We start from the raw sequence: 14,037 nt of genomic DNA on the forward strand, positions 1-14,037 counted from the left end.
CTTCGGGTGTGTCCCTGGCAGCCCTACAAATGCTGCTTGTCTATTTATTCATTGTGCATACACCCGGCCCAAGAGTATTCCATGCGGATGAAATGATCAAACGCCGTAGCTTCGGGCAACGTAGGGCGGAGTCAGCGCAAGGTCATGCCGGTCCAGCCATCCTTGCGCAGGCAGTCGTACAGGCCGCGGGTGACGGTCTTGGCGACCGGATCGGGTTCGTGGCCGGCGCCAAGTGTCGACAGGCAGACTGCCTGTGAAGCCATCAGTGCGGAGCCATCGGCGCCGGCCTTGGCCCACATGGCAATGGTGATGCGTGACAGCGGATCTTTCGGCACCGCCGGTTTGGCAGCGACGGCGGTTGCCGGACGGGCTGCGCCGGCCTTCTTCTCTGCCGGTGCAACGCCGGAATAGGGGGCCGCAGCCGGCTTGGAATCTGCAGCGGCGCCCGCAGCCCCGGCAGAAGCCGCTGCCGCGGCCACTGGCGCGGCAGCGGCTTCTTCGGCATCGACTGCATCCTCATCCACGGGCGCGAATCCGAGCTGCGACAGTTCTTCCATTGACCGCGTCCACCAGCCCTTTTCGTCCATGCACCGGGAGAAGGCGCTGCGCTCCGAAGTGGTGCGCTTGCATTCGGCTTCAGCGCGGCGGAAGTCCTCACCGCCGGCGCCTTGCTTGAATGAAATGCCGGTGCAGCCGGCGAGTGCGGCGATCAGGGCGGACTGGAGCAGGGTGCGGGCAAAGCGATGCATGACTGAACGACCGGAGAAAATGTACCCGAAGGCTCTAGCAAGAAGCGCTCCGCAGTTGCGAAAGCCGGTCAAGAAACCTGGAGGATGTCCCGCAACGCTGCGACCAGCGATGCGCAGTGCGCATCGGTTCCGACCGTGATGCGCAGAAACCGGTCGATGCGCGCGGCCTTGAAGTGCCGTACCAGGATGCGCCGCTCGCGCAGTGCCAGCGCCAGCGCGGCGGCGTCGTGCGCCGGATGGCGGGCGAACAGGAAGTTGGCCGCAGATGGCAATACTTCGAAGCCCAGCGCGGACAGGTCAGCGCGCAGCACTTCCCGGCTCGCCATGACGCGCCGGCGCGTCTGTTCGAACCATTCGACATCCTCGATCGAAGCCGTGGCGCCAACAAGGGCCAGGCGGTCGAGCGGGTAGGAGTTGAAGCTGTCCTTCACCCGCGTCAGCGCTTCGATCAATGCCGGGTGACCAACGGCGAAACCCACGCGCAGACCGGCCAGCGAACGCGATTTCGACAGCGTCTGCGTGACCAGCAGATTGGGGTGGCGATCAATCAGCGCGACCGCCGACTCGCCGCCGAAATCGATGTAGGCCTCGTCGATGACCACCGGGCAATCGGGCACTGCAGCAGCAAGCCGGTCGATGTCGTCCAGCGGCAGCAGGCAGCCGGTCGGTGCGTTCGGATTCGGAAAGATCACCGCGCCGGGCCGGCGCGCGATGAGGTCGTCGACACGGATCTTGAACTGAGCGTCCAGCGGCACGCGCTCGAAGGCGATGCCGTACAGCTGACAGTAGACCGGGTAGAAGCTGTAGGTGATGTCCGGGAAAACCAGCGGCCGGTCGTGCTTCAGCAGACCGATGAAGGTGTGCGCCAGCACCTCGTCGGAACTGTTGCCGACGAAGACCTGATCCGGCCCGATACCGAAACGTGCGGCGATCGCTTCGCGCAGCATCTGACCCGTCGGTTCCGGGTACAGCTTCAGCCGGTCGCCGTCACGGCCCAGTTCGGCCTGTATGGCCGCCACGGCGCGCGGGCTCGGCGGGTAGGGGCACTCGTTGGTGTTGAGCTTGATCAGGCCTTCGATTTTCGGTTGTTCGCCCGGTGTGTAGGGCGACAGGGTGCGGACGACGGGGCTCCAGAACTGGCTCATGATGATCGCGGCGGTGACATGTTGAAACGGAAAACGGGCAGCCAGCGCGACGGGCGTCGCAAATGACCCTGTGCGAGTCGATGTTATCATTCGCCACTTGCGATTCCGGCGTTGCGCCGGGGCGATTTTCCGACGGCGATCCGACCATTCATGCGGCAAGCAGACATCACGCGCAACACGCTCGAAACCCAGATCAGCGTGCGCATCAATCTCGATGGCAGCGGCCAGGGCAAGCTCGACACCGGCATTCCGTTCCTTGACCACATGCTCGACCAGATCGTTCGCCACGGCCTGATCGATCTGGAAGTCAGTGCGAAGGGCGACCTCGAAATCGATGCCCACCACACGGTGGAAGATGTCGGCATCTCGCTGGGTCAGGCCTACGCCAAGGCGGTTGGCGACAAGAAGGGGCTGCGCCGCTACGGCCACGCCTACGTGCCGCTCGACGAAGCGATGTCGCGCGTCGTGGTTGATCTGTCCGGCCGTCCGGGCCTTGTCTACAACGTCGATTACACGCGGGCGCGCATCGGAGATTTCGACGTCGACCTGGTGCGCGAATTCTTCCAGGGCTTCGTCAATCACGCGCTCGTCACACTGCACATCGACAATCTGCGCGGAATCAATGCCCACCATCAGTGCGAAACAGTGTTCAAGGCCTTTGCCAGAGCCTTGCGTGCGGCCAGCGAGCGCGATGATCGCGCCTCCGGCCAGATGCCGTCGACCAAGGGCTCGCTCTGAGCGTTCGCCTGATTTCGAGCCCCACCATTCCGCGTCCCACTCCTTTCCGCGCCACTCATGACCCGCGTTGTCATCATCGATTACGGTATGGGCAACCTGCGTTCGGTCGCCAAGGCGATCGGACACATTGCGCCGGCTGCTGACGTCGTCGTCAGCAGCGACCCGCGCGATGTCGCAGCGGCCGATCGGATCGTTTTTCCGGGGCAGGGGGCCATGCCCGACTGCATGCGCGAACTCGATCTGCGCCAGTTGCGCAGCACGGTGATCGATGCTGCCGCAACGAAGCCTTTCCTCGGCATCTGCATCGGCCTGCAGATGTTGTTCGAACACAGCGAAGAGGGTGATCATCCGGGCCTTGGTGTGCTGGATGGCGAAGTCCGGCGTTTCGACAATCCGGTCGACCCGGTTGGCGGCGCCCGCCTGAAGGTGCCGCACATGGGCTGGAACGGCGTGCGGCAGACAGTGAAACACCCGCTCTGGGCAGGAATTCCCGATGAAGAGCGTTTCTACTTCGTACACAGTTACTATGTGGTGCCGCGGAACGCTGCCGTGACTGCAGGTGAAACCTGTTATGGCGCGCCCTTTACCAGCGCCATAGCGCGGGATAATATTTTCGCCGTTCAGTTCCATCCTGAAAAGAGCGCACACGCCGGACTGCGCCTGCTGGCCAACTTCATCGACTGGACACCCTGATGAACGAAGCCGGGCAGCGCAGCCCGACGATGAACGCCACAGACACCCCTTTTCTGACCCGACCCGACCTCGTGCCATGCTGCTGATTCCTGCCATCGACCTCAAGGACGGCCACTGCGTACGCCTCAAGCAAGGCGACATGGATGTGGTGACCGTATTTTCGGAAGACCCGGCTGCCATGGCCCGGCACTGGCTGGACGCTGGCGCGCGCCGCCTGCATCTGGTCGACCTGAACGGCGCCGTGGCCGGAAAGCCGAAGAACGAATCAGCCATCAAGGCCATCGTGCGTGAGCTGGGTGACGAAATCCCGATCCAGCTCGGCGGGGGCATTCGTGACCTGGACACCATCGAGCGCTACCTCGATGACGGCATCAGTTACGTCATCATCGGCACCGCGGCAGTGAAGAGCCCGGGTTTCGTGCATGACGCCTGCGGTGCGTTCCCAGGGCACATCATCGTCGGGCTGGATGCGCGCGACGGCAAGGTTGCGGTCGACGGCTGGTCCAAGATGACCGGTCACGACGTGGTCGACCTGGCGAAGAAGTTCGAGGATCAGGGCGTCGAAGCGGTCGTATACACCGACATCGGTCGAGACGGCATGCTGGGTGGTGTGAACATCGAGGCGACCGTCAAGCTTGCCCAAGCCCTGCGCATTCCCGTCATCGCCTCGGGTGGAGTAACCAATATGGACGACATCCGCGCGCTGTGTGCGGTCGAGGACGAGGGCGTCATGGGCGCCATCACCGGACGTGCAATCTATGAGGGTACGCTCGATTTCGCGGCGGCCCAGGCCGAAGTCGACCGTCTCAACGGCGACGCCTGATCCACTTTTTGTCGCGCGCGGCGCGGGAGTTCCATGCTGGCCAAGCGCATCATTCCCTGTCTGGACGTCAATGCCGGCCGCGTGGTCAAGGGTGTCAATTTTGTCGCCCTCAAGGACGCTGGCGATCCGGTTGAAATTGCCCGTCGCTACGACGAACAGGGCGCAGACGAACTGACCTTCCTCGACATCACCGCCAGCTCGGACGCGCGCGACATCATCCTGCACGTCGTCGAGCGGGTCGCCGATCAGGTGTTCATCCCGCTGACGGTGGGCGGTGGCGTGCGCGCGGTAGAAGACGTGCGCCGCCTGCTCAACGCCGGCGCCGACAAGGTGAGCATGAATACGGCGGCGATCAACGATCCCGAACTGGTCGCCCGGGCATCCGGCAAGGTCGGCTCGCAGTGCATCGTGGTCGCGATCGACGCAAAGCGGGTAGCCGACCGCGACGGTCAGCCGCACTGGGAGGTTTTTACCCACGGCGGGCGCAACGCCACCGGGCTGGACGCAATCGCCTGGGCGCAGAAGGTCGAATCACTCGGTGCCGGTGAAATCCTGCTCACCAGCATGGATCGCGATGGAACGAAGAGCGGTTTCGATCTGGCGCTGACGCGCGCGGTGTCGGACGCGGTGCGCATTCCGGTCATCGCCTCGGGAGGTGTCGGCACACTCGACCATCTGGTAGACGGCGTGCTCGAAGGCGGCGCCGACGCCGTGCTGGCGGCCAGCATTTTCCACTTCGGCGAACACACGGTGCGAGAGGCCAAGGAACGCATGCGCAGCCGAGGCATCGAGGTCAGGCTGTGAGCGGGCCGGCCTGGGCTGACGAAGTCGAGTGGGACGCCAACGGCCTGCTGCCGGTCATCGTGCAGGAGGCATCGAGCGGCGATGTGCTGATGTTCGCGTGGATGAATCGTGAAGCGCTGGCCCGCACGGCTGAACTGCGCGAAGCCGTCTTCTGGTCGCGTTCGCGCGGCCGGCTGTGGCACAAGGGCGAGGAATCGGGCCACACGCAGAAGGTGCTGGACATTCGCCTCGACTGCGACCGCGACGTGCTGCTGCTGAAAGTTGAACAAACAGGCGGAATCGCCTGCCATACCGGACGTCACAGCTGCTTTTTCCATGCCTTGACGGACGACGGCTGGGAAACGACCGAGCCCGTACTCAAGAATCCGGACGACATCTACAAATGATCGATATTGAAGTGTTGCATCGAGTGGCGCAGACCATCGCCGAACGCAAGCTGGCTGAACCCGGCTCGTCGTATGTGTCGTCGCTGCTGCACAAGGGCACCGACGCGATCTGCAAGAAGGTGATCGAAGAAGCGGCGGAAACCATCATGGCTTCGAAGGATGGCGACGCCGGTCACCTGGTGAAGGAAGTGTGCGACCTCTGGTTCCACAGCATGGTGCTGCTTGCGCACCACGGCCTGACGGTCGATGACGTGCTGCACGAATTTCGTCGCCGCGAAGGCATTTCCGGTCTGGACGAAAAACGTTCGCGCACGACCTGACGTGCTGTTGCAGGCACACAATACGGTAATACGCGTATCCCAGAATGCGCCCCTCACGGACACACTGACGCCATGCAAGACAACGACTGCATCTTTTGCAAGATCATCAGCGGCAAGATTCCGTCGCGCAAGCTGTACGAGGATGACCTGATCTATGCCTTCCACGACATCAATCCCGTCGCGCCGGTGCACTTCCTGATCATTCCGAAGGCCCACATCCCGACGCTGTCTGACGCCGGTCCGGCGCATGAGGCGGCGCTGGGCCGCATGCTCGGCAAAGTCGGCGAACTGGCACGCGAAGCCGGTTGCACCGATGGCTATCGCACGCTGATCAACTGCGGAAGGGTGGGTCGGCAGGAGGTGTATCATCTTCATATGCATGTCGTGGGCGGGCCGGATCCCCTGCCGCCCATGCTCGTTTTCGAGAGGTAATCATGGGTTCATTCAGCATTACGCACTGGCTTATCGTTCTGGTCATCGTGCTCCTCATCTTCGGCACGAAGAAGCTGCGCAACATCGGCTCTGACCTTGGTGGTGCAGTCAAGGGTTTCAAGGACGGCGTGAAAGGGGGCGAAAACACCACCGACACGCCGGAGCAGCCGGCCGCGCAGGTTGGTCGCACCATCGACGTCAAGGCCGAAGAGAAGATCAAGTCCTGACCCTTGTGACCGGCCGCCTGTCGGGTCGCGTCGTCACACGGCCACCGGGACGCAGTTCCCGGTGCCTCATCCGTCCAGTCCATGTTTGACATCGGTTTTTCCGAATTCCTGATCATCGGCGTCGTCGCGCTGCTGGTGCTCGGCCCCGAGAGGCTGCCGCGCGCTGCGCGCACGGCCGGGCATCTGCTTGGTCGTCTGAAGCGTTACGTGAGCGATGTGAAATCTGACATTTCGCGCGAAATGCAACTGGACGAGCTGCGCAAGCTGCAAGCCCAGGTTGAACAGCAGGTACGCGATGTCGAGCGTCAGGTCGATGAAACTGCGGCTGGCGTCAATAACGAAGCGGCCGGGCTGAGTGACCAGATGCGCGCAGCGATGGCCGAGCAGGACAAATACGCCGCTGTCGAAAACACCCTGATGGACCCGCCCCCGCCGGCCAACCCAGCCGTGCCGGCCGAAGATCCTGCATCCGGCCAGCTGTCGCTCGACATCCCGCCGCCCGGCGCGATCGAGCCGGCGAATCGCGAAAAGGCATGAGACGTCGGGTATGAACGAACAGACCGAAAGCTTCGTATCCCATCTGGTCGAACTGCGCGACCGGCTGCTGCGCGCCGTCATTGCGGTGGTTGTGGTGTTCGTGTGCCTGATGCCCTGGGCGGCGGACATCTACGACATCCTTGCCCATCCGCTGATGGTGGCGTTGCCGGAAGGCACGAAGATGATCGCCACCGGCGTCGTGACGCCGTTCTTCGTGCCGGTGAAGGTGACGCTGATGCTCGCCTTCCTGATTTCGCTGCCGGTGGTGCTCTACCAGGTATGGGCCTTTATCGCGCCCGGTCTGTACGCGCACGAAAAGCGGCTCGGACTGCCGCTGATCATTGCCAGCACGCTGCTGTTCATCACCGGCATGGCTTTTTGCTACTTCCTAGTCTTCGGCGTCGTGTTCAGCTTCATCGCGGAATTTGCACCGAAAAGCATCACGCCGGCGCCGGATATCGAGCAATACCTGTCCTTCGTGCTGACCATGTTCACCGCCTTCGGTGTCACGTTCGAAGTACCCATCGTGGTCATCGTGCTGGTGCGCTTCGGGCTGGTGACGATTGCGCAACTGAAGGAGGCTCGCCCTTACGTGATCGTCGGAGCCTTCGTCGTGGCGGCGATCGTCACACCGCCGGATGTAGTGTCGCAGCTGCTGCTCGCGATACCTCTGTGCATTCTGTACGAGCTCGGCATCCTTTTTTCACGCTTCATCAAGGCGTCGCCCGAGCGCAGCAAGGCAGCGCAGGACGCCTGATCACTCGTCGCGGCGCTGCACCTGCGCGGTGACGGGGCGCTTGCCGACCGTCACACCGAGATCCTTTTCGCCGCCGCTGCGGTAGATTTTCAGCGTAGCCTGCTGACCCGGCACGAGGGCCGCGATCAGCTGCAGCATGCCCGAGGCGTCCTTCACCTTCCTGCCATCGACTTCGAGCAGCACATCGCCCGGGCGGACGCCGCCACGATCGGCCGGACTGCCGCGCATCACACCGGCGATCAGTGCGCCACCAGTCGCGGGGACCTTGAAGCTTTCCGCCAGTTCGGGCGTCAGTTCCTGAACTTCCACGCCGACCCAGCCACGTGTGACCGAACCGTTGGCGACGATCTGTTCCATCACGCTGCGTGCCGTGCTGACCGGAATCGCGAAACCGATGCCCAGCGAGCCGCCGCTGCGCGAGTAGATCGCGGTGTTGATGCCGACCAGATTGCCATCGGCATCGACCAGTGCGCCGCCCGAATTGCCCGGGTTGATCGCGGCATCGGTCTGGATGAAGTTCTCGAAGGTGTTGATGCCCAACTGCGAGCGGCCGAGCGCCGACACGATGCCCATCGTGACGGTCTGCCCGACGTCGAACGGGTTGCCGATGGCCAGCACCACGTCACCGATGCGCAGACCGTCGGTCTCACCGAAACTGGCCGCCGGCAATTTGTTAGGCGCCTTGACACGCAGCACTGCCAGATCGGATTCGGGGTCGCTTCCGATCAGCGTTGCCGGATACTTGCCGCCGTCGTTCAGCGATACCTCGATCTCGTCGGCGGCCTCAACCACATGGTTGTTGGTGAGCACTACGCCATCCTCGCTGACGATGACGCCGGAACCGAGTCCCATCTGGCGCTGTGGCTGATTGCCGAGCCGGTCGCCGAAAAAGTGCCGGAACACCGGATCATTCATCAGCGGGTGCTGCGGGGTCTTCACCGCCTTGGTCGTAAACACATGTACCACCGAAGGTAGCGCCTTCTGCGCCGCATCCGCGTAGGTCACGACCCTGGCGGCTTCGATGCGCGCGGGGGCCGTCACCACATCCGGCAGCAGGGCTGCCTGTGAGGCAGATACCGTCGCACCGCCGCCTGACTGGCCATTGCGTGCCGGCAACCAATCGGGGCGCAGCGTCGCAATGACGAAAAGCACGGCCAGTGCGGCCGTGACCGATTGAGCGAAGACAAGCCACAGACGCTGCATAATCAGGAAATGGAAACCGGGGGGAAAATGGACAGGACGCAGCTGCAAAGACATCTCGATGAACTGCTGGATGCCGCGCGCTTCAAGGATTATTGCCCAAACGGACTGCAAGTGGAAGGCGCGTCAGAGGTGTCGAAAATCGTCTGCGGTGTCAGTGCCAGCCTGGCCCTGATCGATGCTGCAATCGAGCGCGATGCGCAGGCCTTGCTGGTGCACCACGGCTGGTTCTGGCGCGGTGAGGATGGCCGGGTGACCGGTATCCGACGCGCCCGGATCGCGCGCGTGCTGGCGCATGACATCAACCTGTTTGCCTATCACCTGCCGCTGGATGCGCATCCCGAACTGGGCAACAACGCGCGCCTCGGCCGCCTGCTCGGTTTCCGGCCGACCGGCACGACCGGAGAACAGGGTTTGCTATGGCTGGGGGAGCCCGGGCAGCCGGCTACGGCTGGCGAACTGTGCAAACGTGCCGAGATCGTGCTTGGGCGCACGCCCTTGCTGGTCGGTGACCCGCAGCGCAGGGTGCATCGCGTCGCCTGGTGCACCGGCGGGGCGCAGGGATACTTCGAACAGGCTATCGATGCCGGAGTCGATCTGTACATATCGGGCGAAATTTCCGAACCGACCACCCATCTCGCGCGCGAGTCGGGCGTGCCCTATATCGCAGCCGGTCATCATGCGACCGAGCGCTATGGCGTCATGGCACTGGGCGCTCATCTGGCCGAGCGTTTCGGCGTGACCGTCGAGTTCGTCGATATCGACAATCCGGCTTGATCCGCGCACTGCTGTCTTACAGCAGTGCCAGCCGGGACGTCTGGGTTTCGGTGATCGACGGGTTGGCGATCAGCCATTCGAGCATGGCCTTCAACAGCAGGATGTCGTCGATCACACCGAGCGGGAAGCCGACGCGGGCACCGGCGCGGTTGTCCCGCAGCAACTCCACCAGGTAGTCCAGACAATCCTGGTTCGGCCAGCTCGCATTGATGCGCGCCATGATGTGTCCGAACTGCTCGACCGATTCCGACGTAGTGGGACCGCTGAAATGCTCCCAGTCCGGCACCTTGGCGTTGAATGCGCGATTCAGCTTGGGCGCAAGATCGTCATATTCGCCGCGCCGGCCGCTCGAGTGGTAAAGATCGAGCAGCTTGAGCCACGGAATGATCGACTCCTTCGGGTAATCGCGCAGGAATTCGGACAGCGTCTGCGCCGCGCCTTCGGCACGACCGAAGGACATCATGATTTCGGCCAGTTCGAGCACGTGCTCGGGGGACGGCGGCGCCTCTTCATTGGCGGGCCGGGCGGTCTGGTCGAAACTGAGGGCAGTGGGTGTGGTGGCCGTACTGCTGACCAGCCTCGGCCCGAGCGGTGCAGCGCTGGGTGCGGTTGCGCCAAGGCTGCTCGTCGAACCGGTGAAGCTGTCGAATTCGAGGTCGAGCCGAATCGGCGTCCCCGCTTCGTTTCCGTCGATCTGCCCCAGTTCGAAATCAACGGCGTGCGCATCTGCGGAAGTCGTTGCGTCCGCGACGGGGCGGTGCTGCGCAATATTCAGGTCCTCAATGTTCTCGGCGGGTGCTTCGCCGGGAAAATGTTCGAACGAGGGGGTTTCGGGCGCGCCTGCAGTCGGCCGGACCGGATATTCGGGGGCATTTTGCCGGGGCGGCATCCCGGTCGTCGTAGCCGCATCATCCTGCGCGGCCTGCGTGTCCACCGTCAGCGGCGGCAGTGTCTGGCTCATCATCATGCGGGTGATGGCCTCTTCGGCATGGCGGCTGCGCAAGGCTGCGGTGGCCGCGAGCTTGCGGGCGCGACGGCGCCATATCCAGGCGCCGGCCAGTACGGAACCGGCGGCCAGTGCACCGAGTGCTGCGACCAGCCAGTTCACGCCGCTCGCCTCGGGGGCATCCGGCACGGTATCGGGTGGCAGCTTGTTGATGACACGTACCGGTTCGTTGGTCAGTCCGGCGGGCGGCGCGACAACCTCGTCCGGTTTTGATGGTGCCTCGGCCGCGTCAGATTCGATCGTCGGGCTGTCTTCGGCAGGCGCCTGCTGAATCAAGGCATCCGGTTCGACGGTGGATGCCGCTGGCGCTGCCTGCGTGACGTCAGGCCGGGCAGTGACGGGCGTCGAGGCTTGCTCCGGCGGCAAGGCGGCGTTCATCGATGTTTCGGTCCGACCGAGCTGCTTCTGCAGTTCGGCCATGCGTGCCTCGAGCTGCTTGACCTTGTCGGCGATGGCGAGATGGGTCGCGATCTGCTCGTCGAGCGCGGCGAGCAGCCGCTGCTCCGTGCGCAGCACCTCGCGTTGGGCTTCACTGGCCTCGGCGCGGCGCGACAGGCCACCCGACATTTTCAGTCCGTTCCCGGCATCGGCATTTGGCGCCACCCACAGGCGGTCGACAGTCACGGCTTCCTTCGGGCGTCGCGTCTTGCGTTCCGGCCTCGGCTTCGGCTGCGCTGGCTGCTCATTGGCCACGGATGCCGTCGGGGCGTTGATCGGGGGGCTGGCCGCAGCACGGCGTGCCGGAACCACTGCGGGTGCAGTCGGTGCGGGCGCCACGGTGTCCTCGATCTGCGGCGCGCCGGACGGCTGCATCAACACGGCGTATTCGCGCGCCAGTTCGAAGCCACAGCCTATCCGCACGCCGACCATCAGGATCGGTTCGTTGATGGCTTGCGCGCTGCTGATGAAAACGGTGCGCCCCTGCGTGCGGATGCGGGCACTCGACAGCCACGGCAGATCGTCCGCCGCAGCCGTGGCCGGCGCATCGATCGAAAAGCAGGTGCTGGCCGGAACAGCTTCACCTTCACCGAGTACGTTGATTTCTGCGCGGAACGGCTCGCCGATGACCGATTTGGTCCTGATCGCACCCAATCCGAGTGCGAACGCATCCTGTGCGTGCAGACCTGCAGCGAGCAACGCGGCTGCAAGAAGGGTCGGACGCAAGTAGTGAAGCGTGCGTGGATGTAGCGGACGTCGAGGGGTCACAAGGATCTCCGAACCTGCATGCGCCTGAGAGAATTGATCGATGTCAGTTCTTTCGGCCGCAAGAGGGGAAACTTTACTTTAATGGCGCAATCCGGCCCGAGCCGCGCCGTGCCAAGCGATGCCGCTGCAGGCAAACTTGTGTGTCACGACAATCCTGCAGGTGCCTGCCATGCCGATGCTGCTGTTTCCGCTGCCTCGACCGACGCTTCCGGTACGCGGTGAAGAAGCCCTTTTTCCGGTTCGGCGCATCTATTGTGTCGGGCGAAATTACGCCGAGCACGCGCGGGAGATGGGCCATGATCCGGCCCTCGAAGCGCCTTTTTTCTTTGCCAAGCCAGCCGATGCGCTTGTAAACGCGCCCGCTGCGGTGGCCTATCCGCCTGCGACACGTGACCTGCAGCATGAAGTGGAACTGGTGGTGGCGCTGCACGGGGGTGGTCGCAACCTGGACAGTGCGCAGGCGCGCGCCTGCATCTTCGGCTACGGCGTCGGGCTGGACCTGACCCGGCGCGACCTGCAGCGTGCGGCACGCGACAAGGGGCAGCCATGGGACATGGGCAAGGGCTTCGACCAGAGTGCGCCCGTATCGCAACTGGTGCCGGCCACGTTGTGCGGACATCCGCGCGTCGGGCAGATCGAACTGTCGGTGAACGGGCAGTTGCGTCAGCGGGGCGACCTGTCCGACATGATTCTGGATGTCGACACGCTGTTGATCAGGCTTTCGCGGCTGGTCGAACTGTGCGCGGGCGATCTGCTGTTCACCGGCACGCCGGCGGGCGTTGCGGCACTGCAACCCGGCGACCGCGTTGACGCACGCGTAGACGGTGTTGCCGAGCTCAGGGTGGATATTGCGCCGCCGCAAGATTGATCGGCGTTTTGCCGTTGCGAGGTTTCAGCGCAGCTTATGAGCTGTATAATTATGGATTATACGAGGCGGTGCGCACGCCGCCCCGTTGGATGGTGCGCCAACCGGCGCCCCGTGCCTGAAGGACCTGTCCGGTGGAACGCGCCGGGCAGGCATTCCAGCAACAGTGCGGACAACAAGGCGAGGAATACGCATGAAGATCCATGAGTATCAGGCGAAAGAGGTATTGCGCCGTTTCGGTGTAGTGACACCGCGGGGCGTGCCCTGCTTCGAAGCTGATCAGGCCGTGGCAGCGGCCGAGTCGCTGGGTGGCAAGGTATGGGTGGTGAAGGCGCAGATTCACGCCGGTGGCCGCGGCAAGGGCGGCGGCGTCAAGGTGGCCAAGTCGCTCGACGAGGTGCGTGAATTCGCCAATCAGATCATGGGCATGCAGCTGGTGACTCACCAGACCGGCCCGGCGGGCCAGAAGGTCCGCCGCCTGCTGATCGAGGAAGGCGCCGACATCAGGAAGGAATACTACGTCGCCGCGCTGACGGACCGCGCCACGCAGAAGGTGGCGCTGATGGCGTCCAGCGAAGGCGGCATGGACATCGAGGAAGTCGCCCACAACACGCCGGAAAAGATCATCAAGGTGTTCGTCGATCCGCTGGTCGGACTGACCGACGCGCAGGCGAAGGAACTGGCGGATGGCATCGGCGTTCCGGCGGCGTCGCAGGCCCAGGCCATCGACACCTTCAGGAAGTTGTACACCTGCTACATGGAAACCGACGCCTCGCTGGCGGAGATCAATCCGTTGATTCTCGAAGGCAACGGCAACATCAAGGCGCTGGACGCCAAGTTCAATTTCGACTCGAACGCGCTTTACCGTCACGAAGACATCGTGGCCTTCCGTGATCTGGACGAAGAAGATCCGGCGGAAATCGAAGCGTCGAAGTTCGATCTGTCCTACGTGTCGCTGGACGGCAACATCGGCTGCCTGGTCAATGGCGCCGGTCTGGCTATGGCCACGATGGACGTGATCAAGCTGTACGGCGCCGAGCCGGCCAACTTCCTCGATGTCGGCGGTGGTGCCACGACCGAGAAGGTGACCGAGGCGTTCAAGATCATGCTGCGCAATCCCAATGTACGCGGCATCCTGGTCAACATCTTCGGCGGCATCATGCGCTGCGACACCATTGCGACCGGCGTGGTCGCCGCGGCGCGCGAAGTGCACCTGACCGTGCCGCTGGTGGTGCGCATGAAGGGCACCAATGAAGACCTGGGCAAGCAGATCCTGAAGGATTCGGGTCTGCCCATCATTGCGGCCGACAGCATGGCGGATGCGGCACAGAAGATCGTGGCCGCCGTGGCCGGACACTGAGGGGAACACAAC

The 14,037-nt window shown here is 63.6% G+C and carries 17 protein-coding genes; 13 read left to right on the forward strand and 4 right to left on the reverse strand.

From position 1 onward, the window contains the following. Positions 1 to 131: 131 nt before the first annotated feature. Positions 132 to 821, reverse strand: coding sequence for a hypothetical protein (locus BSY238_RS12535; protein WP_223300127.1), 690 nt, complete (start codon positions 819 to 821; stop codon positions 132 to 134). Continuing rightward, positions 818 to 1,894, reverse strand: coding sequence for a histidinol-phosphate transaminase (gene hisC, locus BSY238_RS12540; protein WP_069039435.1), 1,077 nt, complete (start codon positions 1,892 to 1,894; stop codon positions 818 to 820). The genes BSY238_RS12535 and hisC overlap by 4 nt, the downstream gene beginning before the upstream one ends. Positions 1,895 to 2,044: 150 nt before the next feature. On the opposite strand from hisC, the gene hisB reads away from it, so the two are divergent. From hisB to tatC, 10 genes are all read left to right on the forward strand, one after another. Further along, positions 2,045 to 2,632, forward strand: coding sequence for an imidazoleglycerol-phosphate dehydratase HisB (hisB, locus tag BSY238_RS12545; RefSeq protein ID WP_069039436.1), 588 nt, complete (start codon positions 2,045 to 2,047; stop codon positions 2,630 to 2,632). Positions 2,633 to 2,689: 57 nt separating this feature from the next. Then, the gene (hisH, locus tag BSY238_RS12550) at positions 2,690 to 3,325 is read left to right on the forward strand and encodes an imidazole glycerol phosphate synthase subunit HisH (RefSeq protein ID WP_069039437.1); all 636 of its coding nucleotides are present in this window, start codon (positions 2,690 to 2,692) and stop codon (positions 3,323 to 3,325) included. A 76-nt stretch (positions 3,326 to 3,401) separates the two neighbouring features. Next, the gene (gene hisA, locus BSY238_RS12555; protein ID WP_069039438.1) at positions 3,402 to 4,148 is read left to right on the forward strand and encodes a 1-(5-phosphoribosyl)-5-[(5-phosphoribosylamino)methylideneamino]imidazole-4-carboxamide isomerase; all 747 of its coding nucleotides are present in this window, start codon (positions 3,402 to 3,404) and stop codon (positions 4,146 to 4,148) included. A gap of 33 nt (positions 4,149 to 4,181) precedes the next feature. After that, the gene (hisF, locus tag BSY238_RS12560) at positions 4,182 to 4,952 is read left to right on the forward strand and encodes an imidazole glycerol phosphate synthase subunit HisF (RefSeq protein ID WP_069039439.1); all 771 of its coding nucleotides are present in this window, start codon (positions 4,182 to 4,184) and stop codon (positions 4,950 to 4,952) included. Then, positions 4,949 to 5,338, forward strand: a complete 390-nt coding sequence (hisI, locus tag BSY238_RS12565) for a phosphoribosyl-AMP cyclohydrolase (protein ID WP_069039440.1) — start codon at positions 4,949 to 4,951, stop codon at positions 5,336 to 5,338. Before hisF ends, hisI begins: the two co-directional genes overlap by 4 nt. Further along, entirely contained in the window at positions 5,335 to 5,658 is a 324-nt protein-coding gene (locus tag BSY238_RS12570) for a phosphoribosyl-ATP diphosphatase (protein WP_069039441.1), read from the forward strand. The genes hisI and BSY238_RS12570 overlap by 4 nt, the downstream gene beginning before the upstream one ends. A gap of 72 nt (positions 5,659 to 5,730) precedes the next feature. Next, entirely contained in the window at positions 5,731 to 6,090 is a 360-nt protein-coding gene (locus tag BSY238_RS12575) for a histidine triad nucleotide-binding protein (protein ID WP_069039442.1), read from the forward strand. A gap of 2 nt (positions 6,091 to 6,092) precedes the next feature. Then, positions 6,093 to 6,317, forward strand: a complete 225-nt coding sequence (gene tatA, locus BSY238_RS12580; protein WP_069039443.1) for a Sec-independent protein translocase subunit TatA — start codon at positions 6,093 to 6,095, stop codon at positions 6,315 to 6,317. Between the two features lie 81 nt (positions 6,318 to 6,398). Then, a complete protein-coding gene (gene tatB, locus BSY238_RS12585) occupies positions 6,399 to 6,854 on the forward strand; it encodes a Sec-independent protein translocase protein TatB (protein WP_069039444.1) in 456 nt (151 codons plus the stop codon). Positions 6,855 to 6,864: 10 nt separating this feature from the next. Continuing rightward, positions 6,865 to 7,611, forward strand: coding sequence for a twin-arginine translocase subunit TatC (gene tatC / locus BSY238_RS12590; RefSeq protein ID WP_069039445.1), 747 nt, complete (start codon positions 6,865 to 6,867; stop codon positions 7,609 to 7,611). Here the strand turns inward: tatC and BSY238_RS12595 are convergent, their stop codons facing one another. Further along, positions 7,612 to 8,814 (reverse strand): Do family serine endopeptidase, encoded by a 1,203-nt coding sequence (locus BSY238_RS12595; RefSeq protein WP_069039446.1) that lies wholly within the window; start codon positions 8,812 to 8,814, stop codon positions 7,612 to 7,614. Between the two features lie 27 nt (positions 8,815 to 8,841). Here BSY238_RS12595 and BSY238_RS12600 point away from each other — a divergent pair, with 27 nt between their 5' ends. Continuing rightward, the gene (locus BSY238_RS12600; RefSeq protein ID WP_069039447.1) at positions 8,842 to 9,588 is read left to right on the forward strand and encodes a Nif3-like dinuclear metal center hexameric protein; all 747 of its coding nucleotides are present in this window, start codon (positions 8,842 to 8,844) and stop codon (positions 9,586 to 9,588) included. Between the two features lie 16 nt (positions 9,589 to 9,604). Here the strand turns inward: BSY238_RS12600 and BSY238_RS12605 are convergent, their stop codons facing one another. Beyond that, the gene (locus BSY238_RS12605) at positions 9,605 to 11,758 is read right to left on the reverse strand and encodes a type IV pilus assembly protein FimV (protein ID WP_069039448.1); all 2,154 of its coding nucleotides are present in this window, start codon (positions 11,756 to 11,758) and stop codon (positions 9,605 to 9,607) included. A 211-nt stretch (positions 11,759 to 11,969) separates the two neighbouring features. Here BSY238_RS12605 and BSY238_RS12610 point away from each other — a divergent pair, with 211 nt between their 5' ends. Together BSY238_RS12610 and sucC are read left to right on the forward strand one after the other, a co-directional pair. Continuing rightward, positions 11,970 to 12,668 carry a fumarylacetoacetate hydrolase family protein gene (locus BSY238_RS12610; RefSeq protein WP_069040658.1) on the forward strand — a complete coding sequence of 233 codons (699 nt, stop codon included), beginning with the start codon at positions 11,970 to 11,972 and terminating at the stop codon, positions 12,666 to 12,668. Between the two features lie 190 nt (positions 12,669 to 12,858). Next, positions 12,859 to 14,025 (forward strand): ADP-forming succinate--CoA ligase subunit beta, encoded by a 1,167-nt coding sequence (gene sucC, locus BSY238_RS12615; RefSeq protein ID WP_069039449.1) that lies wholly within the window; start codon positions 12,859 to 12,861, stop codon positions 14,023 to 14,025. The last annotated feature ends 12 nt before the right edge of the window (positions 14,026 to 14,037 follow it).

The organism is Methyloversatilis sp. RAC08 (assembly GCF_001713355.1).
In the GTDB taxonomy this organism is placed as follows: domain Bacteria; phylum Pseudomonadota; class Gammaproteobacteria; order Burkholderiales; family Rhodocyclaceae; genus Methyloversatilis.

What these genes read in the sequence shown, in the direction of transcription:
- hisC (WP_069039435.1), bottom strand. Translation starts at nt 1,894, where the DNA reads ATGAGCCAGTTCTGGAGCCCCGTCGTCCGCACCCTGTCGCCCTACACA.
- hisB (WP_069039436.1), top strand. Translation starts at nt 2,045, where the DNA reads ATGCGGCAAGCAGACATCACGCGCAACACGCTCGAAACCCAGATCAGC.
- hisH (WP_069039437.1), top strand. Translation starts at nt 2,690, where the DNA reads ATGACCCGCGTTGTCATCATCGATTACGGTATGGGCAACCTGCGTTCG.
- hisA (WP_069039438.1), top strand. Translation starts at nt 3,402, where the DNA reads ATGCTGCTGATTCCTGCCATCGACCTCAAGGACGGCCACTGCGTACGC.
- hisF (WP_069039439.1), top strand. Translation starts at nt 4,182, where the DNA reads ATGCTGGCCAAGCGCATCATTCCCTGTCTGGACGTCAATGCCGGCCGC.
- BSY238_RS12570 (WP_069039441.1), top strand. Translation starts at nt 5,335, where the DNA reads ATGATCGATATTGAAGTGTTGCATCGAGTGGCGCAGACCATCGCCGAA.
- BSY238_RS12575 (WP_069039442.1), top strand. Translation starts at nt 5,731, where the DNA reads ATGCAAGACAACGACTGCATCTTTTGCAAGATCATCAGCGGCAAGATT.
- tatA (WP_069039443.1), top strand. Translation starts at nt 6,093, where the DNA reads ATGGGTTCATTCAGCATTACGCACTGGCTTATCGTTCTGGTCATCGTG.
- tatB (WP_069039444.1), top strand. Translation starts at nt 6,399, where the DNA reads ATGTTTGACATCGGTTTTTCCGAATTCCTGATCATCGGCGTCGTCGCG.
- tatC (WP_069039445.1), top strand. Translation starts at nt 6,865, where the DNA reads ATGAACGAACAGACCGAAAGCTTCGTATCCCATCTGGTCGAACTGCGC.
- BSY238_RS12595 (WP_069039446.1), bottom strand. Translation starts at nt 8,814, where the DNA reads ATGCAGCGTCTGTGGCTTGTCTTCGCTCAATCGGTCACGGCCGCACTG.
- BSY238_RS12600 (WP_069039447.1), top strand. Translation starts at nt 8,842, where the DNA reads ATGGACAGGACGCAGCTGCAAAGACATCTCGATGAACTGCTGGATGCC.
- BSY238_RS12610 (WP_069040658.1), top strand. Translation starts at nt 11,970, where the DNA reads ATGCCGATGCTGCTGTTTCCGCTGCCTCGACCGACGCTTCCGGTACGC.
- sucC (WP_069039449.1), top strand. Translation starts at nt 12,859, where the DNA reads ATGAAGATCCATGAGTATCAGGCGAAAGAGGTATTGCGCCGTTTCGGT.